Raw genomic sequence first — 19,828 nt, forward strand, 5'->3', positions numbered from 1 at the left:
GTCAACCGACCGAGCCCTCGAGCGAGATTCCGATCAGCTTTTGCGCTTCGACCGCGAACTCCATCGGAAGTTGCTGGATCACATCCTTGACGAAGCCGTTGACGATCAGGGCGATCGCCTCTTCCTCGGGGATACCGCGCTGCATGACGTAGAATTTCTGGTCCTCGGAAATCTTCGAGGTCGTGGCTTCATGCTCGAACTGCGCCGTCGAGTTCTTGGCTTCCATGTAGGGCACGGTGTGCGCGCCGCACTGGTCGCCGATCAGCAGCGAGTCGCAGTTGGTGAAGTTGCGGGCGTTGGTCGCCTTGCGGTGCGCCGAGACCTGGCCGCGATAGGTGTTCTGCGAGAAGCCGGCGGCGATGCCCTTGGAGATGATGCGGCTCGACGTGTTCTTGCCGAGATGGATCATCTTGGTGCCGCTATCGACCTGCTGATAGCCGTTCGACACGGCGATCGAATAGAATTCGCCGCTGGAATCGTCGCCGCGCAGGATGCAACTCGGGTATTTCCAGGTGATCGCCGAACCGGTCTCGACCTGCGTCCACGAGATCTTCGAGCGATGGCCACGGCAGTCGCCGCGCTTGGTGACGAAATTGTAGATGCCGCCCTTGCCCTCGGCGTCGCCGGGATACCAGTTCTGCACCGTCGAATATTTGATCTCGGCATCGTCGAGCGCCACCAGTTCGACGACGGCAGCGTGAAGCTGGTTCTCGTCGCGCTGCGGCGCCGTGCAACCTTCGAGATAGGAGACGTAAGCCCCCTCCTCGGCGATGATCAGCGTGCGCTCGAACTGTCCGGTGTTCTTCTCGTTCATACGAAAATAGGTCGACAGTTCCATCGGGCAGCGTACGCCCTTGGGCACGAAGACGAACGAGCCGTCGGTGAACACGGCGGAATTCAGCGTGGCGTAGAAGTTGTCGGAGGTCGGCACGACCGAGCCGAGATATTTCTTCACCAGCTCCGGATGCTCGCGGATCGCTTCCGAGATCGAACAGAAGATGACGCCGGCCTGCGCCAGCTCTTTCTTGAAGGTGGTGACGACGGAAACGGAATCGAACACGGCGTCGACGGCGACACGGCCCGATTTATAGACATTGTCGCTGGCTTCCTCGAGCTCTGAGGCGTCAGCCTTTTGCACGCCGGCGAGGATCTCCTGTTCCCGCAGCGGAATGCCGAGCTTCTCGTAGACCTTCAGCAGTTCGGGATCGACATCGCTGAGCGACGTCGGGCCGGGCGTGCTCTTCGGCGCAGCGTAGTAGTAGATGTCCTGGAAATCGATCTTCGGATAATGGACGCGCGCCCAGGTCGGCTCGTCCAGCGTCAGCCAGCGGCGATAGGCCTCCAGGCGCCATTCCAGCATCCAGGACGGCTCGTCCTTCTTGGCCGAAATGAAGCGGATGATGTCTTCGCTCAGGCCCTTGGGGGCCTTGTCCATCGCTATTTCGGTCTGGAATCCATATTTGTATTGGTCGACGTCGATCTTTCGGACCCGATCGATCGTGTCCTGCACAGCAGGCATATGCGTTCTCCATCCACGCCGGGGTCAAGGCCCGACAGTTTTCAAACTATGGCACTGCCAATCAACGCCGAAAAAAGCGCTCGCGGCAGCGTGAGTTTCATATAGTGCGTCTCGACCGGAAATTCACCCGGCCAACATGAAACGCACGGCTCTACCAGGCCGAAAGGCCCAAACTTGTCCAACCGCTCACGCGGCCTGGTCTCTATCCGCCTTTCGCCTGGCGGTCTGCCGTGCGGCGATCCCCGCCAGCGCGGTGCGGAACAGTTCGATATCCTCAGCGCCCGTCGCCGAACCGATCGACACGCGCAAGGCGCCAAGACTGTCGCCGTATCCCATGGCCTTCAGCACATGGCTCGGTCCGACCTTGCCCGACGAACAGGCGGAGCCGGCCGATAGCGCCACGCCGGCCAGATCGAAAGCGATCTGAGCGGTTTCGGCCTTGACGCCCGCAATAGCGAAGAATGTCGTGTTGGCAAGCCTTGGCGCACCCGTTCCAAAGATTTCCGCGTCCGGCACCAACATTTTCACGATGGCTTCGATCTCGTCGCGGCGCTGCCGCACCGCATCGATGGCCGGCAGCCCGGCCAGAGCCGCGCGTGCGGCGGCGCCAAAACCGGCAATGGCGGCGAGGTTTTCGGTGCCGCCACGGTGGCCCTTTTCCTGGCCGCCGCCATTGATCAGCGGCTTCGGCATCATCAGATCGGAGGCGGCGACGATGGCGCCGACGCCCTTGGGGCCGCCGATCTTGTGCGAGGACAGTATCAGATAATCAGCGTAACCCGCTGACATGTCGATTGAAACGCGCCCCGCAGCCTGAACGGCGTCGACGACGAGGATACCACCCGCTTCCTTGACGATCCCGGCGATGCGATCGATCGGCTGAATGACGCCGGTCTCGTTGTTGGCGGCATGGATGGCGACCAGCGGCAGGCCATCGGCCTTGTCATGCGCCACAAGCGCTGCGGCCAAGGCCGCAAGATCGGCGACGCCGTCGGCATCGACGCCGATCCGCGTCACCAGGCCGGCCGGAAAGCGCCCGCCGTTCAACAGACAGGGATGATCGGCTTCCGACACATAGAGCCGGCTCATGCGTATGGCGCCGCGTCCCATCTGCCAATCGGGTGAAAGCAGCGTCGAGGCGGCTTCAGTCGCGCCGGAGGTGAACACGATGTGCTCGGGCTTGGCGTTGACAAGTGCCGCCACGTCACGCCTTGCGGTCTCGATCAGGCGTCGCGCGGCGCGCCCTTCGGCATGGACCGAGGACGGGTTGGCGACGATATCGAGCGCCGCGACCATAGCCTCGCGGGCCACTGCAAGCAGCGGCGCACTGGCATTGTAGTCGAGATAGGCTCGTTTTGCGGCCATTTTCGTCCAGTTGGTCCCGTTAGAAGCCATTCCGCCGACGTATCGCGTTATTTCCTTGAAATTCCAAGGCGAGGCGTCCTATTTACGCGGCTTGCGGCGCGGGTGGCCCGGCTCGATGGCTTGCCACTCAGTTTTGAACAATTCTAAACTAGCTTCTAAGAAGACGCTCGCCCTGCGTCAAGGCCAGAGGAAGACATGTTCCGGGCGCCGCGCATTCGTTGCAAGTGGAGTATTTTATGCCTGAGGTCATTTTCACCGGTCCTGCCGGCCGCCTGGAGGGGCGCTACCAGCCTTCCAAGGAAAAGAGCGCGCCGATAGCCATCGTTCTGCACCCGCACCCACAGTTCGGCGGCACGATGAACAACAAGATCGTCTACGACCTCTTCTACATGTTCCAGAAGCGGGATTTCACGACGCTTCGCTTCAATTTCCGCGGCATTGGCCGCAGCCAGGGCGAATTCGATCACGGCACCGGCGAATTGTCGGATGCCGCCGCAGCGCTGGATTGGGTGCAGTCGCTGCATCCGGATTCCAAGAGTTGCTGGGTCGCCGGTTACTCCTTCGGCTCCTGGATCGGCATGCAGCTTTTGATGCGCCGGCCGGAGATCGAAGGTTTCATCTCGATCGCGCCGCAGCCCAACACCTATGACTTCTCGTTCCTGGCGCCCTGCCCGTCATCGGGCCTGATCATCCATGGCGATGCCGACAAGGTGGCGCCACCAAAGGATGTGCAAGGCCTGGTCGACAAGCTGCACACGCAAAAAGGCATCACCATCACGCAGAAGACGTTGCCCGGCGCCAACCATTTCTTCTCCAACGACGCCGACCTGTTGCTCGAGGAATGCGCTGATTATCTCGACCGCCGGCTTGCCGGTGAATTGTCGGATCCGCGGCCGAAGCGGCTGAGATAGACGGGGAAGAACTGCAGCCACGTACGAGCCTCCTCGTCTCAGGGAAAGGCGCACGCCAGGGGCGGTTCGAGCCGAACCGAGCGTTCAGGCCTTCCTTGTCGGTCCGACCAGCCGAAATGTGTTCTTGCGGACCGGCAGTCCGGACGGCATCGGACGAAAGATGAAGCCGAGCCGGGCAAAGAGCAGCCCGCAGGCCAGCGCGAAGGCGCAGCCGAGGCCGAAGCCGGCAACAGTGTCGCTGGGATAGTGCGCGCCGACGAAGACCCGCGTCGAGGCAATGCAAGCCGTGATCGCCAATGCGATGTACCAGCGCCTTGGAAACAACAGCAGAGCGACGCCGAATACGGCGCCCATGGTCGTGGCATGGCCGGATGGGAAGCCGGCGAAACGCGCATCAAAAGCGAAGGGATGCAAGGCCAGCACACCAAAGTCGCCGAAATAGAGCGGGCGAGCCCGACCGATCGCGTATTTCAGCACATTGACGGTGAGGCCCGACAGGCCGACGGCGCCCAGCACCAGAAAAGCCAGGCAGGTCCAGTTGTAGACGAGCATCAGCGAGCGCCTTGAGAGGCTTCGCCAGTCCGTCAGGTTCGCGGCAACGAGCAGAAGCGCCGACGGGATGAGATACCAGCCACCCAGGCCGAACTGCGTGAAAAAGTCGGCAAGCCGGACAAATTTCGCCGACCACTGGCCGTGAAGCATTCCGGCCGGCGTGTCGAGGCGGACGAACGTTGCTGCCGTCAACAAAACCCAGACCAGCACCCAGACTGACCACAAAATGTTCGGGTATCTGGCCGGACGGACGGCAAAGCGCCTTTTGACGATCTGCATCGTATCGCGAAAATTGTCGAGGGACCGGCGCCCTAGCCCAAGGAGCAGGCCGGAAACGGAAGGGCGCGATTTTACCAACATCTGAAATTCGACCCCATTGTTGCCGTCATGGGCATCGACGAGCCGTCATTGGGCCACACGATAGAGGCCGAGAGACAGTTTGTCTCCCGACGAATAGTTGAGCCCATCGATCCGCGCCACTCGGTTTGCCGACTTGCCTTGTGCAGCCAGCAGGCCGTTCAGTTTCTGCTCGTCGCCGACCTGTGCCAGCGCCAGCGCGCAGGCCGGGTCGCCAAGCAGATGTCTGGCGACGCCATCGACATCGGTCAGCACCGTCTTCGTGCCCACCAGGAACACCAGGCTCGGCTCGTGATATTCCGCCGAGGCGAGCACCGTGGTCTCGCAGGGCCTGTTGGCACGGACCGCCGCCTCGACGGCCGGGCTCAGCCAGATCGGCTTCAGCGAAGGCGCGATAACGCCGAACAGCAGTCCATAGGTGATGCCCGCACAAACCGCGATGGCGCCGATGCGGCGCAGCGGCACTTGCAGCTGCCGCGAAAAGGCGAAATAGCCCGCCGCCAGTGCTGCCGCGGCCGCCGGAATGCTCCACCAGGAGAAGGTGCCGGTGAGGTAGATCGGCGCTCCGATGCAGACCGCCGCCAGGCCGAGGCTGACCACGACCAGACCGAATGCTGTCGACCACCACAACCAATTCTGCCAGCGTTTGAGCGGCGCATTCGCCTCCTGCGGCGACAACGTCAGCAGCCAGCCGATCAGCAGCGCCATGCCGGGATAGGCCGGCAGGACATAGTGCGGCAGCTTGGTCGGGATCAGCTCGAACACCAGCCAGAACGGAATGTACCAGGCGAGGCAGAAACGCAGCCGCGGATCGTCGCGCAACCGGTTGAGGGCCTGGAGCCCGGCGCCGACCGCGATCAGGCCGAAGGGCCACATGAACAGCGAATAGGTCAGCATGTAGAAACCGGGCGGCAGGCCGTGCGACTCCTCACCAGACGCGACCTTGGCCACCATGTCCTTGCCGACGGCATCCTGCAGAAAGGCGCCGCCGCTCTTCCAGGTGATGAGCGCGACCCAGGGCAGCACGATGAGCAGCACCAGAGCGACGCCGCGCCCGAGCTTCAGCTTCAGGATCCAGCGCCAGTCGCGCTCAAAGGCGAAAAGGGTGGCGACCGTCAGCACCGACAACAGCGGGGCGACGGGTCCTTTGATAAGGATCCCCAGGCCTTGGGCCACCCAGAAGACCCACGGCAGATGGGCGGCTATCGGTTCCTTTCGCCGCGACGCCAGATAGATCTGGGAGAGCGCGCCTTGAGCCGCGACGCAGCAAGCCAGCAGCATCGCGTCGGTCTTGGCGTCGCGGCCCTCGAAGGCGGTGGCGAAGATCGCCGCCATCATCAGACCGGCGGCGAGACCCGCATTTGCCCCGAAGAGCTTCGTGCCTGTCCAGGCGATACCGACGACGGCCAGGGCAATGCCAAGCATGGAGACGAGGCGATAGACCCAGATCGGCGCCGCCGCGCCCTCGCCGCTCAGCGCCACGGCCGCCGATTGAAGCCAGTAGATGCCGATCGGCTTCTTGTAGCGCGAGGCATCCTGAAAACGGATGTCGACATAGTCGGAGGTTTCGACCATCTGCTTGGTGGCCTGGACAAAACGCGACTCGTCGCGGTCGACTGGCGGAAGGCTCATCAGGCCGCCGAAAGTCATCAGCAGGCTGAACAGAAAGAGGAGGAGATAGTTCCTGTTCATCGCGGGAGCTTTCCGGGTCTGATCTGCGGGATGGCCCCGTCGTGGCGCTTCGGCCCTGCCCCTGCGCGGCGCCTCAATACGCCAGCCAAAAGAATGAGGCAAGAAGTGGGCTTGGCCATCTAGGGCTCCGAACTCAGGTAAAACCTGACGGCAGCCAGTTCAGCGGTGTCGGCAGCTTCTGTACCGGCAGCTTTTCACGATAGGAATTTTTTCTTGACTCTGTGCCCTCAGCTATGGTACATATTCCTCTATGGTGCTGATTTGCGCCAGTGACCCGCCGCACAGGCGGGTTTTTCGTTTCCGTCAGCCTACGCGCCGGCGAAGGCTCCGAAGGAACCCGTTAACCCGAGTCGTTGCCCTGCTTGGCCACCCGCCCGGGCCGCAAAACCGGAAACCACTTTTGCTGATCGCGCTTGGATGCTAAACGCCCGCGTTCATGCACGTCCGAGCGACAGCGGCCGGGTGCTTTCGGGAAAGAAACAATGTCCGCCTTCAAATCCGATTTCCTGCGCACGATGAGCGAGCGCGGTTTCATCCACCAGACTTCGGATGATGCCGGCCTGGACAATATCTTCGCCAAGGAGACGGTGACCGCCTATATCGGCTTCGACGCGACCGCCAAAAGCCTGCATGCCGGCTCGCTGATCCAGATCATGATGCTGCACTGGCTGCAGCAGACCGGTCATCGGCCCATCGCGCTGATGGGTGGCGGCACCTCAATGATCGGTGACCCGTCCTTCAAGGACGAGGCGCGCAAGCTGCTGACCCCGCAGGATATCGACGACAACCTCGCCGGCATCCGCCGCAATTTCATGCCATACCTCAAATTCGGCAGCGGTCCGAACGACGCCATCATGATCAACAACGCCGACTGGCTGATGGAGATCAACTACGTCAATTTCCTGCGCGACGTCGGCCGTCACTTTTCCGTCAACCGCATGCTGGCCTTCGATTCCGTCAAGCTCCGGCTCGATCGCGAGCAGTCGCTGTCGTTCCTCGAATTCAACTACATGATCCTGCAGGCCTATGATTTCGTCGAGCTCTACAAGCGTCTTGGCTGCCGCCTGCAGATGGGTGGCTCCGACCAGTGGGGCAACATCATCAACGGCATCGATCTCGGCCACCGCATGGAGAACGCGCAGCTTTATGCGCTGACCACGCCGCTGCTCACCACCTCGTCAGGCGCCAAGATGGGCAAGTCTGCCTCGGGCGCGGTCTGGCTCGATGCGGAGATGCTGAGCCCCTATGAATTCTGGCAGTACTGGCGCAACACCGAGGATGCCGACGTTGCCCGCTTCCTGAAACTCTACACGACGCTGCCCCTGGACGAGATCGCGCGGCTCGAGCGGCTCGGCGGATCCGAGATCAATGAGGCCAAGAAGATCCTCGCCACCGAGATCACCGCCTTGCTGCATGGCCGCGCAGCCGCGGAGACAGCAAGCGAAACCGCGCGCAAGACGTTCGAGGAAGGCGCGCTCGCCGAATCGCTGCCGAGCGTCGAGGTGGAGAAGGCCGCTCTCGAAGCTGGTGTCGGCGTCTTGTCGCTGCTCGTCACCGCCGGACTGGCGGCGTCGAACGGCGAGGCGCGGCGGCATGTGCAGGGCGGCGCCGTGCGCCTTAACGACGAGCCTGTCAGCGACGAGCGCCGGCTGGTGACTTCAATGGATTTGGGTCCGGAAAACGCCGTAAAGCTTTCCTTGGGAAAGAAAAAACACATTCTGGTGCGGCCGGCTTGAGGCCACTCACCGGTATTCGAAGATCGACCTGAATATACCGGGCGCGATGACCGACAGCGGATTGATGTCGAGCAGCGGCTTGTTGGCATTGCCCTTGAGCCGGTAGGTCACGCCGATCAGGCCGCGGTCGCGGCCATTGCCGAGCAGCGCGCCGACGATGGGCAGTTCACCGAAGATGCGATTGAGGCCATAGACCGGCATGAACGTGCCGGTCATGTCCATGTTGTTGTTCTGGTCGTAGAGCGTGCCCTGGAACGTCGTACCGATGCGCGGGCCGCGCAGCACGCCATTGGCCAGTTTCAGGTAGCCGCTGCCCTTGTCGATCTCGGCATAGCCGCGCTCGAACTTCACCCGCGACGTGTCCAGCTTACCCTTGACCGCCTGATTGAGGCTGCGGTTGTCGCCGGCCGGCGTGGTCGAGACGATGGAGGCCAGTTTCGGCTCGTTGACCACGAAAAAGTTGCTGGTGTCGACCTTGCCCTTCAGCGCTCCGTCGCTCGGCCCCGCCAGCGCAAGGGTGATCGTTCCGCCTTCCATATGCTCATAGATGTTGAGGAACCTGAGGACGGCGCCAGCGTCCGCGGACTGCATGTTGAGGGCGCGTCGGCCGGCACCGGTGGTGTTGCTGATGGTTATGGCAGCGCCCGAACTTGCCATGGCGCTGACCTTCAGCCCGTTCACCCGCGATCCGGCCGCACTGTAGTCGAGCTTCAAATTAGACAATTGCTCGTCGTGGAAACCGGTCAGCTGATCGACATCGGCGCTGACGGAAATGGCGTCGGAACCTGTCGTCTTGGTGGCCGTATCCACATCCGAAGTGAACTGCTTGATGAGCGATCGGGCATCCAGGGCATTGCCTGTTATGTCGACCGCATAGCTCTTGCCGGATCGCTTCACCGACACCGCGACGTCGTCGCCCCTGTTCAGGGTGACCTTGCTGAACCGCGCCGACGACAAGCTACCATTGACCAGCACGATGCTGCCGTCGATGGAGAAACTCTCTCCGTCGAGGTTGAAGTCGGACAGCGTCGTCGTATCGCCGGCCTTGGTCATGACGAATGTGACATTGGCGGGGACCCCCGCGCCCTTGCTCCAGCCCGCCCAGGGGATGTCCAGCCTGGCATTGGTCAGATCGGCCGAGACGTTCTGGTTGCCGCTCCCGTTCTTGTCGATCGCGACTTTCACCGTTCCGGCAAGCAGCGGCTTCAGACCCGGCATGGCGGCGGCGCGGACCTTGTCGTCGAGGACCATGGCCACCTTGCGGCTGCGCGCCGGTCCATCATCCCTGAGCGGCTCGATCAGGTCGAGTTCGGCCGGAATGCCGTTCAGCGACGCCTTGGCGGAGATCACCGCCTTAACGGGGTCGACGGTGATCGAACCGTCGGCATCCGTCACGGTCTGCCCCTCGAAGGGCTTGGCCAACGACATGCCGGTGTAGTCGAGCGACACCAGCCAATCGAGCTTCGAGGAGTCGACGCCGGACTGCAGCGGAATATTCGCCCTGACGTGGCCGGTGACGCTGCCCGACAGTTCTTCCGGCAGAATGCCGACATGACGCATGGCGTTGATCGGCTCGTAGGATGCGAGTTCGGCAACGGCGGATGCGTCGCCGTCGACGTCGATGTCGAGCGCGCCGATGACCGGCGGGTGATTGGCCGCCTTGATCGCCAGCGTGCCATTGCTGGCCGCCACGGTGCGGCCGCTGGGCATATAGACGGTGCCAGAGGACAGGGAGATATCGACATCGTTGCCGTGAAAGCCGACGACGCCAACCGCGTCGCGTATCGGCGGAATGCGGCCGGCCGTGTCGAAGCGCGAACCCTCGATCTGGAAGCGGCCGAATATTTCGTCGGCGGACAGCGGCACGCCGTTGCCCAGCCGGCCCGGCACGACCTGGAACTGGAGGTTGGCGTCGACGACGCGGCCGCCGAACAGATTGGCGAGCACCCACAGCCGCGCGTTGCGCGCCGAAAACCACGGCCACAGCTGCTTGACGTGAGAGACCTGCATGTTGTGGATATTGACGGCAAGGTTGATCCCCGGCGCCTTGCCGTCGACGAACGCCACGGCAGCGGTGCCAAGCACTTCGCTGGAGGCAGCGGACCGAAGCGCGATCTGGTCGGCGACCAGTCTGTGGCTCACCGTGTTGTAGACACCGGCAATCCGGGCGAGGAAGGTCAGCGCTGGCTCAGGCGACTCCGAAGGCGCAAGCGACGAACCGTCGCTTGTCAGGTCATAGCGATAGGAAGGCTCCTCACCCGCCGCTCCGCTTGCCGGCTTCGGCCCGATCGAACCCGCGAAATCGAATGTCGAGCGACCAGTCTTCAGCAGCAACCTGTCGACCTGGACCTTGTTGCTGCCGGCAACAAGCGTTGCGTCGACATCGACGTCGGCCGGCAGCAGCCCGCGCGTGCCTAGATCGAGAACGGAACCCGTCGACGACAAAAGAGCCGTCAGCCGCGATGCATTGGCGCCCGATCCTTCCGATCCCGTCAGCTTCAGCGCGACAGCGCCCAACTTCCCGGCGGCGGCCGCGGGACCGTTGGCATCCGCCAGGTCGATGATGGCGTCCAGCGCCGTGACGCGGTGTGCCGCGATGTCGCGGGTGGCGGAAGCGGCAACGGTAACCGTCCTGCCGTTGACATCCGCCTTGGATGAAAACTGCATGCCGCCCGGTCCCGATTGCACGACGGTGGCGTCGGTTATCTTGAAGAGGTTGATCGTTCCGGTTTCAGGCAGCACGAATTCGACATTGCGAAGATCGATCTGGCGCAGCGAATCTTCCCGCACGGCATCAAGCGCGCGGTTGACGTTTCCGAACACCGCATTGGACAGCTTCTCCGGGTCGATGAGGCCGTCCGCATTGCGCAGGGCGGCGGTCCAGTCGCCGCCGGACGGCATCGCCGCCACGACTATGCGAGCATCGGAGATCCTGGCGCTGGTCAGCCGCACATCCCCCCACAGCAGCGGAACCAGGCGCACGCCGAATCGCACGCGGCCGGCATCGGCCATCGGCTTGCCGTCGGCAGTCTTCAGGCTGACGTCGCTGACCTGGAGCGCTATGAAACTCGAACTGTCGAGCGTGATGCGCGCCGGCCCGACCGCGACATTGACATCGACGCCGGCCAGTTTCTCAAGAGCCGTTTCCGCCTCGATGCGAAGCCGGTCGGCCCCGATGCCGGAGGCGCCAACCAGATAAACGAGCACGGCGGCCAGCAATACAAGAGCGACCAGACTGGCGAACAGCCGCGACAAGATGCGAAAGCCGCGTCCGATCCGCGCCTGACCGAGCGGCGGCACGCGACACGCCGACGGGAAAGCCGCCAGGTCGGTGATCTCGCCACGCCTGAACCGGATCTTCTTGTGCTGCGGTTGCTCCTGATCCAAGCAATTTTCCGTTGTACGAACTCGATCGTGGACGACTCCCCGCTCGACACTATATCGGTGTGGCTTCGCGCGTAACCTCAAACAAGGGCATCGGTATGGCTGACCTCGACGTAGGCGATCTTGCGCCGCAATTCGATCTGCCGCGCGACGGCGGCGGATCGCTCAGCCTTGCCGCATTCTCCGGCAAGCCCATTGTCCTCTATTTCTATCCGCAGGATGACACAACAAGCTGCACGCAAGAGGCGATCAGCTTTTCGCAGCTGAAGCCGGATTTCGAGAAGGCGGGCGCCGTGGTGATCGGCCTGTCGCCCGACACCGCCAGGAAGCACGACAAGTTCAAGTCGAAATACAATCTGACCATCGACCTTGCCGCCGACGAGGAGCGCAAAGTGATCGAGGCCTACCATCTGTGGGTCGAGAAATCGATGTATGGCCGCAAATACATGGGCGTCGAGCGCGCGACGTTCCTGATCGGTCGCGACGGACGGATCGCCAGGATCTGGCGCAAGGTCCGCGTCAAGGGCCATGCCGAAGAGGTGCTCGAGGCCGTTCGCGCGCTTTGAGCGCTTACCGCACGGCTGTTCGTGCCTTCCCCCCAAACCTTATGCTCGCCTGACGGGTGCCGCCGCAAGCCGGTGCACAACAAGCCTTTGTTAACCTTAATAATGTGTAGTCAAGCTGTCGTGGTGTCGTAACCGAAAGCTTGGTCCCGTGAACGCAACCGGTCAGTCAGCAGTCTTCGGCAGGCGCAAGGAGCCCCATACGGTCATCATCGCCCGGGGCAATGAGATCAGGCACTTCACGATCCGTCCCTGGCTCGCGGCTTTTGTCGGCTCGGCGCTGGCCGCCATTGCCATCGGCTACCTCATGGCCACCTCTTATCTCGTGCTGCGTGACGATTTGATCGGCGCAACCACGGCGCGGCAGGCACGCATGCAGCAAGCCTATGAAGATCGCATTTCGGCGCTTCGCGCCCAGGTCGACCGCATCACCAGTCGCCAGTTGCTCGACCAGCAGCTGATGGAAACCAAGGTCAGCGAGTTGCTGGAACGGCAGAGCCAATTGACCCAGCGCCACGGTCGGCTTGGCCCGCTGCTCGATCGAGCGGAGAACGAAGTCGGCGCGACGCCAGCCGAAGATCCGGCAGCGGAGGGCAAGCCGGACAAACGCGCCGAAGTGACCGGCAGCATCAAGGAGCCTGCGCAGAACTATGCGGTCGCCAGCCTGAGCGTCGACCTCGGCGCCGGCGACACCAGGCCGTTTTCACTGTGGTCGACCCGTACCGATCCGCTGCCCAACGATTCAGCCGCCGATCGCGCCGACAAATTGTTCGTGTCGATCAACCAGTCGCTGAAATCCATCGAGAATGACCAACTGACCCGCATCAGCACACTTGCCGACAACGCCTACAAGAGCGCCGACGCGATCACACAGGCGCTTCAGGCAGCGGGACTGCCGGTCGACAGCGATTTCGGCAAGGGCGATAGCGATGTCGGCGGACCGCTGATCCCGCTCGACTCCTCGATGAAGTTCGACAGCAAGGTCAAGGAATTGGACGAAGCGCTTGACGCGCTAGACCATCTCAAGAAGGAAGCGCGCCGGCTGCCGCTCACCAACCCGGCGCCGGGTCATTCCGTCACCAGCCCGTTCGGGGTGCGCACCGACCCCCTTCTCGGCACCGCGGCACTCCATTCCGGCATGGATTTCAGGGCGCCGATCGGCATGGCAGCCAAGGTCACGGCTCCCGGTATCGTCACCAAGGCAGGCTGGAACGGCGGCTATGGCCGCATGGTGGAAGTCGACCACGGCAATGGTTTTGCGACGCGTTACGGACATCTCAGCGAAATCGACGTGACCGTGGGCGAGAAACTGGATGCCGGCGCCGTCATCGGCAAGACCGGCAGCAGCGGCCGCTCGACCGGCCCGCATCTGCATTATGAAGTCCGCCACAATGGCGAAGCGATCGATCCACTGCGCTTCCTCACCGTCGGCCGGAAGGTCGCACAGTACCTCTGAGGAATGCAGGCCGGGAGCTGAATCCCGCTCTCAGGCAATCGAGCCGTTCGGCCAACCTCTATCTCGCGCAGACCTCATTCCTTTTTCGGACTCTTGTCGCCGTTCGGGCTTTCCCCTTGCGGGGCGGACGCAGATTGTCGAAGCCTGGTCGGCATCCAACACGTTCCACCTCAGCCTCAAATGGCACCAGCGTCGACATGCCCGGCGCCGTCTTTGCCGCTTAGCTCTTTTGCGGGAGCGTGGACCGTTCCGGCCGATGCATGCCGGCAAGCAGCCATTTGATGCGCCCCGTGATGGTGCGCCGCTTTAGCTTTGTCACCTTTGAAAAGTACTCTTCAGGGTGAACGCGATCAAGGAACGCAGGGGCGACCGGGACGAGACCATGATTTCTTGCGGTCTCGTCGTCAGCCAAAAAGATCAGGTTTTGCCGGTAATAAACGGGGATTGACGTGTCAGTCCAAATCACCGGCCGGATTATGTCGTAGGCTTTGAAGCCGCATGTTTCGAAGGCATTTGCCCAATGGCTTTGCCATTGTTCGTTGATGTGGTGCATGCCGCCCTGAAACGGAATAGCGGCAGAAAACAGCACTGCCGGCGCACTACGGCACAGCCACTCGACGGCTCTGAGAGACGCCGGGCCAGAGATATGCTCCAGCACTTCTGCCGAAATCGCCAAATCGAATCGCCCAAGGTCGGGCAACTCTTCTTCAAAATTCGCTTCGGTGAGTTCGTGTGGCGCGATGAGCCTCTGCTCTGCGGGCACCCAAGGTCCGTCGATACCTCTTATTTTCTGCACGCCCAGGCGTTTTGACGCGGCGAGCCACGATCCCGTAGCTGTTCCAAAGTCGACAATGGATTTCGGCCGCAGTAGGCTAATTAAAGGCCGCAGGACCGTTTCAGCAATACCAACCTCCCGGCTGCGAGATTCAAAGAATGCCGGTCCGTACTCCTTGCTTAAGTCTTTGCCCACAAAACTTCCCCCTCCAAAAACTGGCCCTGTACCAGAATTCGAGTGCGCGAGCGACAGTAAAGATCAAGCCCCTCAGAGTTTCGCACTGCCTTCCTCGCTTGTGGGTCGACTGGTTCACTCACCCTTGGCGCGGTTCGACATGGTGGCAATCGGCCTACGACGACGCGTGAGCAGGTCCTGAACCGGGTGTGCGGTCCACGGCCTTCTCTGGATTTGGATTCGCCTCACCGATTTATTTTTGAATTCCATTTGACTGAATAAATAACAGGTGCCAAGCTAGTCTCTCCTAAGGGCGCGCAAATCATGGCACTGCGGGGGACCAATCAGGAGTTCGGGCGGCCGTACAACCGGCGCATCGTGCTTGAGTCCATCCGCCTGCATGGGCCGATCGCCCGCGGCGAGATCGCCCGGCGCGTCGGGCTCACCGTCCAGACCGTATCGACCATCGTTCGCGAGTTGGAAGAGCAAGGCTATATCCTGTCGCTGCGCGAAGAGCCTAAGGGGCGCGGCCTGCCCCCGGCGACCCTGCGCATCAATCCCGAGGGCGGCTATGCCGTCGGTGTTCACATTACCCCGCTTGGCATCAGTGCAGCCTTGATCAATCTGAGCGGCGACGTCATCGAGAGCACCTATCGCGAGGCGCCGAACGCGACGCCGGACCATGCCTTCGATTTGATCGGAGCGATGGTGATCGAATTGACCCGACTGCGGGCTGGAGGGCGCGTGCTGGGCGTGGGATTGGCCCTGCCCGGGCCATTCGATGTCGAATCCATGAGTTTCGTCGGTCCGACCACCATGACCGGTTGGAAGGGTGTGGCGCTTGGTGAGCGATTGGCGACTTCCACCGGGCTGCCGGCCTTCTTTGAAACCGACATGGCGGCTGCAGCCATGGGCGAGCGCCTCTATGGCCTCGGCGCCCAGTTTTCCGAATACTACTATCTCTATTTCGGCGTCGGCCTTGGCGGGGTCATGGTTCATGACGGCTCCGCATTGCGCGGCGCCTGGGGAAATGCCGGCGAGATCGGGCACATTCCCGTCGTTCCCGGTGGCGAGGCTTGCCCGTGCGGCAACCGAGGCTGTCTCGAACGCTACCTGTCGCTCGAAGCGCGGGGGCGTTGGACCGGCGGCGAGGCCGAATGGGTGGCCGAAGTCGCACCGATCTTTCACAATGCCGTCGCCACCATCGAGAACCTGTTCGACCCTGAAACGGTCATCCTCGGCGGGCTGGCATCCACCGATCTGCTCGAACGGCTGGCTGGTTCGACTGTCGGCCTGCACAACTCCGTTTCGGCACGGCAGGACCGCACGACACCTCGAATCCTCGTCGCGCGCGGCGGCCAACATTCGGTGTTGCGCGGCGCTGCCGCCCTTGCGGTTTCCGGCGTGCTGTCGCCTCGCTTCGGCCAGATGTTCGCTGCCGAACGTGAACGCGAGCGCGACCTTCTCAAAGGCAGGGAGATTGCGGCATGAACGAACCCTTGCTGGTGCTCGACAACGTCACCAAGAATTATGGCGCCATCGAAGCGCTCAAGGGGATCAGCTTCTCGATCGGCAAGGGCGAAGTCGTGGCGCTGCTCGGCGACAACGGCGCCGGCAAATCGACACTGGTCAAGATCATCGCTGGCGGGCTGGAGCCGACCTCGGGCCGCATGCTGTTCGAAGGCAAGGAGTTCCTTGCCCGAACACCCGCCGAGGCCAAAGCGGCGGGCATCGAGACCGTCTACCAGGACCTGTCGCTGTGCACCAATGTCGACGTGGTCGCCAATTTCTTCATGGGCCGCGAGATTACCAGGAAGGTTCTTGGCATTCCCGTGCTCGATGAGCGCGCCATGGAAGCCGTCGTCGGCAAGGCGCTGGCCAGTGCCGGCACCCGTATTCCGTCGCTGCGCACCAATGTCGAGCACCTTTCGGGGGGTCAGCGGCAAGCCATCGAACTCAACCGCTTCGTGCACTGGGGCGGCAAGCTGGTGCTGCTCGACGAACCGTTCGCAGCCCTTGGTGTCGAGCAGACGCGGCGCGGTCTCGACATGATCCGCCAGGTGGCCAACCAGGGCATCGGCGTCGTCATCATCACTCACATTATGCAACAGGCCTTCCAGGTCGCCGATCGGATCGTTGTGATCCGGCAAGGCGTCGTGGCGGGCGACGTCGCACGCAATAAAACAAGTCCCGACGCGGTGATCAACATGATCACCGGGGAGACGCTTGCCGGTGCCGGACCGGCGGGCTGAGGGACAAAAAGAGGGGTCCGGCTTAAGAGGAGCGAACGACATGAAGCGAATACTTCTTGCTGTCTTCGGTATCCTGGCATTGGCCTTTGCCACGCTCACGCCGGCATTCGCGCAGTCCAAGGGTATCGTCTACTATCTGGTGCCGACACTGCTGGATGAGTTCCAGACCGGCTCGGTGAGCGCTCTGGAGCTGTTCCTGAAGCAGACCGGCTATGAGATGAAGACGCTGAACGCCGACAACAAGACCGACGCTCAGCAATCGCAGATGAACGACGTCATCGCGCTGAAGCCGGCGGCCATCATTCTGGCGGCCGTCGATTTCAATGCGCTGAAACCGTCCGTCGAGGCCGCCCGTGCGGCCGGCATCCCCGTGGTCGAGTTCGACCGCCAGATCACCGCTACGCCCTCCGACTTCACCTCTGTCGCCGGAACGGTCGAGATCGGCTACGTCGCCGCCGACCAGGCCCAGAAACTGCTGAAAGCCAAGAACGGCTCGGTGAAGGGCAAGGTGCTGCAAGTGCTCGGCGATCCGGGTGACCCTTATACGCTCGACATCCAGAAGGGCTTTGAGGAGAAGATGAAGGCGTTCCCGGACGTCAAGATCATCTCGCTTCCGGCCATGCAGTGGGCGGCGGATGCAGCCGGGACTATCGTCAACGACCAGATCCTTGCAAACCCCGACATAGACCTCATCTTCAGTCATGCCGCGCACCTGTCGGTCGCTGCCGTCGCCTCGCTCGAGGCCGCCGGCAAGAAGCCGGGTGACGTCATGCTGATGAGCTCGAACGGCGCGCCGGTCGGACTCGACCTGATCCGCAAGGGCTGGCTCAACGTCGAAGTCGAGCAGCCGCTTTACGCGCAAGCCGCGGCTGTCGCCATGTTCATGGACAAGATCGTCAAAAAGGAAGAGATCAAGCCCGGCGAATACGACGTGCTCGGCCTGAAATCGACCGTGACCAAGGAAGCCTGGGGCCCGAACATCAAGATCCCCGGCGCCGCCATCACCAAGGAAAATGTCGACAACCCGGCCTTCTGGGGCAACCAGAAGCCGCCGACGGACACCATCAAGTCCGTCGAATAGTCATCTGAAAGCGCTCCGGGCCGTAGTGGCCCGGAGCCTGCCCTTTCACAACGCCGCGTCCGAAAGGACGCCGTGGCGAATTTGACTCCGCGCCTGAATCCGACGGAATCGAATTGATTTCGCGGGGGCATGCGCCAACCGGATCATCCTATGAACCCGCGCACACGCAAAGCCCTGGAGTTCGTTCTCGATAACCTCGTCTGGTTCATGCTGCTGTTCGTGCTGGCGGTATTCTCCATCTTTGTCCCGAACTATTTCCAGCTCGGCATCTTCGCCAACATCATCGAGGCTTCGAGCGTGCTCGGCGTCATGTCGATCGGCCTGGCGCTGGTCATCATCGCCGGTCACATGGATCTGTCGGTGGAATCCGTGGCCGCGCTCAGTGCCATGGCCGTCGGCATCTTGTTCTGCTCGGCTGGGATTGGTCTTGGCGTCCAACTCCACCCGGAATGGATGATGGTTCCGGTGTCGCTGCTGCTGGCGCTTGCTGTCGGCGGCATCATCGGCGCCGTCAACGGGTACCTCGTGGTCAAGGTCAAGATGAGCGCCTTCATCATCACGCTGGCGTCCTACATCTGGGTACGCGGCCTTGTGCTGGTCGTTTCGGGCGGCCGCTCGGCGCAGGACCTGGCGCCGGCCATCCGCTGGTTCGGCATCCAGCGCCTTATCGGCCTGCCGCTCACCGCCTGGATCGCGGTTGGCTGCTTCGTCGTCTTCTCGCTGATCATGGCCAAGACGCCGTTCGGCCGGCATCTGGTCATGATCGGCGGCAACGAGACGGCAACTTTTCGCGCCGGCATCCGCGTCAACCGCAATCTCGTCATCGCCTTCGTTCTCGCCGGCGCGATCGCCGGCCTTGCCGGCTGGCTGCTGGCGATCCGCACGTCAGGAGCCACCGCCAATCTCGGCGTCGGCCTGCTGTTCAACGCTTTCGCCGCGGTGGTGATTGGCGGCGTCAGCCTGAAAGGCGGTGTCGGCACCTTGCCCGGCGTCTATGCCGGCGTGCTGCTGCTCTCAGCTATCAACACGGCAATCAACCTGATGGGCTTGCCGGCCAATTTCACACAGGTAATCCATGGCCTGTTGGTTCTGGCCGCAGTGCTGCTCGATGCCTTCAAGCAAACCATCCGCCAGAGGCTCGCATGACAGGACTGCTCGCATGACCGACCGACTGAAGGACAAGGTGGCGCTGATCATCGGCAGCGCCCGCGGCATCGGCAAGGGCATTGCACGGCGCTTCGCCGAAGAGGGTGCTCGGCTGGTCCTCGCCGACACGGAGGATGGGGCCGGACAAGCGACCGCGGACGAGCTCGCCGTCCCTTTCATCCGCACCGACATCTCGCTGATGGCCGATGCCGAGGCAGCCGTGGCACTGGCGCTCAAACAACACGGCCGCCTCGACATCATCGTGCAGAATGCCGGCATCTATCCCTGGCAGTTGATCGAAAACACCAGTGCCGACGACTGGGACCGTGTCATGGCGGTCAATCTACGCGGCACCTTCAATGCCAGCCGCGCCGCTCTGGTGCCGATGAAGGCGCAAGGCTTCGGCCGCATGCTCTACACCTCGTCCATCACCGGCCCACACGTCACCAGCCCGGGCCACGGCCACTATTCCGCCAGCAAGGCCGGCATCAACGGCTTCATCCGCGCTGCAGCGCTCGAATTCTCCGGCTACGGCATCACCGTCAACGGCGTCGAACCAGGCAACATCCTGACCGAAGCGATCGAGCTGCATCGCGGCGCGGCCTACATCAAGAACATGGAGGATTCCATTCCTCTCGGCCGCCTTGGCAGCCCGCGCGACGTCGCCAACGCCTTCCTGTTCCTGGCTTCCGACGATGCCAGCTACATCACCGGCACGACCATTGTTGTCGACGGCGGACAGCTGTTGCCCGAGGGCAATGATTTCAGGCTTTTGCCGCCTTGAGCATTGCGCTCGCATTGGCGAGTGACTCAGCCTCGCACTTCGGCGACGGCTTGACCGCTCGCGGACGGTGCGGCGAACCTC

15 protein-coding genes are annotated in these 19,828 nt (G+C 62.5%); 9 read left to right on the plus strand and 6 right to left on the minus strand.

The window, feature by feature from the left end; genetic code table 11:
• Position 1: 1 nt before the first annotated feature.
• Positions 2 to 1,519 (minus strand): Fe-S cluster assembly protein SufB, encoded by a 1,518-nt coding sequence (sufB, locus tag NKJ89_RS12465; protein ID WP_352602718.1) that lies wholly within the window; start codon positions 1,517 to 1,519, stop codon positions 2 to 4.
• Positions 1,520 to 1,705: 186 nt separating this feature from the next.
• Positions 1,706 to 2,884 (minus strand): cysteine desulfurase family protein, encoded by a 1,179-nt coding sequence (locus NKJ89_RS12470; RefSeq protein WP_352602720.1) that lies wholly within the window; start codon positions 2,882 to 2,884, stop codon positions 1,706 to 1,708.
• A gap of 236 nt (positions 2,885 to 3,120) precedes the next feature.
• Here NKJ89_RS12470 and NKJ89_RS12475 point away from each other — a divergent pair, with 236 nt between their 5' ends.
• Entirely contained in the window at positions 3,121 to 3,795 is a 675-nt protein-coding gene (locus NKJ89_RS12475) for an alpha/beta hydrolase (RefSeq protein ID WP_013532163.1), read from the plus strand.
• Between the two features lie 84 nt (positions 3,796 to 3,879).
• On the opposite strand, the gene NKJ89_RS12480 is transcribed toward NKJ89_RS12475, so the two are convergent.
• Together NKJ89_RS12480 and NKJ89_RS12485 are read right to left on the minus strand one after the other, a co-directional pair.
• Positions 3,880 to 4,626 carry a phosphatase PAP2 family protein gene (locus NKJ89_RS12480; RefSeq protein ID WP_352602722.1) on the minus strand — a complete coding sequence of 249 codons (747 nt, stop codon included), beginning with the start codon at positions 4,624 to 4,626 and terminating at the stop codon, positions 3,880 to 3,882.
• 126 nt (positions 4,627 to 4,752) lie between these two features.
• On the minus strand, positions 4,753 to 6,396 hold the full coding sequence (locus tag NKJ89_RS12485; RefSeq protein ID WP_352602724.1) for an ArnT family glycosyltransferase: 1,644 nt from the start codon (positions 6,394 to 6,396) through the stop codon (positions 4,753 to 4,755).
• 482 nt (positions 6,397 to 6,878) lie between these two features.
• Here NKJ89_RS12485 and tyrS point away from each other — a divergent pair, with 482 nt between their 5' ends.
• Positions 6,879 to 8,132 (plus strand): tyrosine--tRNA ligase, encoded by a 1,254-nt coding sequence (tyrS, locus tag NKJ89_RS12490; RefSeq protein ID WP_352602726.1) that lies wholly within the window; start codon positions 6,879 to 6,881, stop codon positions 8,130 to 8,132.
• A gap of 6 nt (positions 8,133 to 8,138) precedes the next feature.
• On the opposite strand, the gene NKJ89_RS12495 is transcribed toward tyrS, so the two are convergent.
• Positions 8,139 to 11,519 carry a YhdP family protein gene (locus tag NKJ89_RS12495; RefSeq protein WP_352602728.1) on the minus strand — a complete coding sequence of 1,127 codons (3,381 nt, stop codon included), beginning with the start codon at positions 11,517 to 11,519 and terminating at the stop codon, positions 8,139 to 8,141.
• Between the two features lie 95 nt (positions 11,520 to 11,614).
• On the opposite strand from NKJ89_RS12495, the gene NKJ89_RS12500 reads away from it, so the two are divergent.
• Both NKJ89_RS12500 and NKJ89_RS12505 read left to right on the plus strand, forming a co-directional pair.
• On the plus strand, positions 11,615 to 12,082 hold the full coding sequence (locus tag NKJ89_RS12500) for a peroxiredoxin (RefSeq protein ID WP_023759803.1): 468 nt from the start codon (positions 11,615 to 11,617) through the stop codon (positions 12,080 to 12,082).
• 148 nt (positions 12,083 to 12,230) lie between these two features.
• Positions 12,231 to 13,535 carry a M23 family metallopeptidase gene (locus NKJ89_RS12505; RefSeq protein WP_352602730.1) on the plus strand — a complete coding sequence of 435 codons (1,305 nt, stop codon included), beginning with the start codon at positions 12,231 to 12,233 and terminating at the stop codon, positions 13,533 to 13,535.
• A 220-nt stretch (positions 13,536 to 13,755) separates the two neighbouring features.
• On the opposite strand, the gene NKJ89_RS12510 is transcribed toward NKJ89_RS12505, so the two are convergent.
• Positions 13,756 to 14,505 (minus strand): methyltransferase domain-containing protein, encoded by a 750-nt coding sequence (locus tag NKJ89_RS12510; RefSeq protein WP_352602732.1) that lies wholly within the window; start codon positions 14,503 to 14,505, stop codon positions 13,756 to 13,758.
• Positions 14,506 to 14,808: 303 nt separating this feature from the next.
• Here NKJ89_RS12510 and NKJ89_RS12515 point away from each other — a divergent pair, with 303 nt between their 5' ends.
• The 5 genes from NKJ89_RS12515 to NKJ89_RS12535 all read left to right on the plus strand — a co-directional run bounded on the left by NKJ89_RS12515 (position 14,809) and on the right by NKJ89_RS12535 (position 19,747).
• Positions 14,809 to 15,975: an ROK family transcriptional regulator gene (locus NKJ89_RS12515; RefSeq protein ID WP_352602734.1), complete on the plus strand. Its 1,167-nt coding sequence runs from the start codon at positions 14,809 to 14,811 to the stop codon at positions 15,973 to 15,975.
• Positions 15,972 to 16,736, plus strand: a complete 765-nt coding sequence (locus NKJ89_RS12520) for an ATP-binding cassette domain-containing protein (RefSeq protein ID WP_023759806.1) — start codon at positions 15,972 to 15,974, stop codon at positions 16,734 to 16,736. The genes NKJ89_RS12515 and NKJ89_RS12520 overlap by 4 nt, the downstream gene beginning before the upstream one ends.
• A gap of 40 nt (positions 16,737 to 16,776) precedes the next feature.
• On the plus strand, positions 16,777 to 17,817 hold the full coding sequence (locus NKJ89_RS12525; RefSeq protein WP_023759807.1) for a sugar ABC transporter substrate-binding protein: 1,041 nt from the start codon (positions 16,777 to 16,779) through the stop codon (positions 17,815 to 17,817).
• A 150-nt stretch (positions 17,818 to 17,967) separates the two neighbouring features.
• Positions 17,968 to 18,963, plus strand: coding sequence for an ABC transporter permease (locus NKJ89_RS12530; RefSeq protein WP_352602736.1), 996 nt, complete (start codon positions 17,968 to 17,970; stop codon positions 18,961 to 18,963).
• A 13-nt stretch (positions 18,964 to 18,976) separates the two neighbouring features.
• Entirely contained in the window at positions 18,977 to 19,747 is a 771-nt protein-coding gene (locus NKJ89_RS12535) for an SDR family oxidoreductase (protein ID WP_352602738.1), read from the plus strand.
• The last annotated feature ends 81 nt before the right edge of the window (positions 19,748 to 19,828 follow it).

Source organism: Mesorhizobium sp. M0047 (genome assembly GCF_040323315.1).
Taxonomy (GTDB): Bacteria; Pseudomonadota; Alphaproteobacteria; order Rhizobiales; family Rhizobiaceae; genus Mesorhizobium.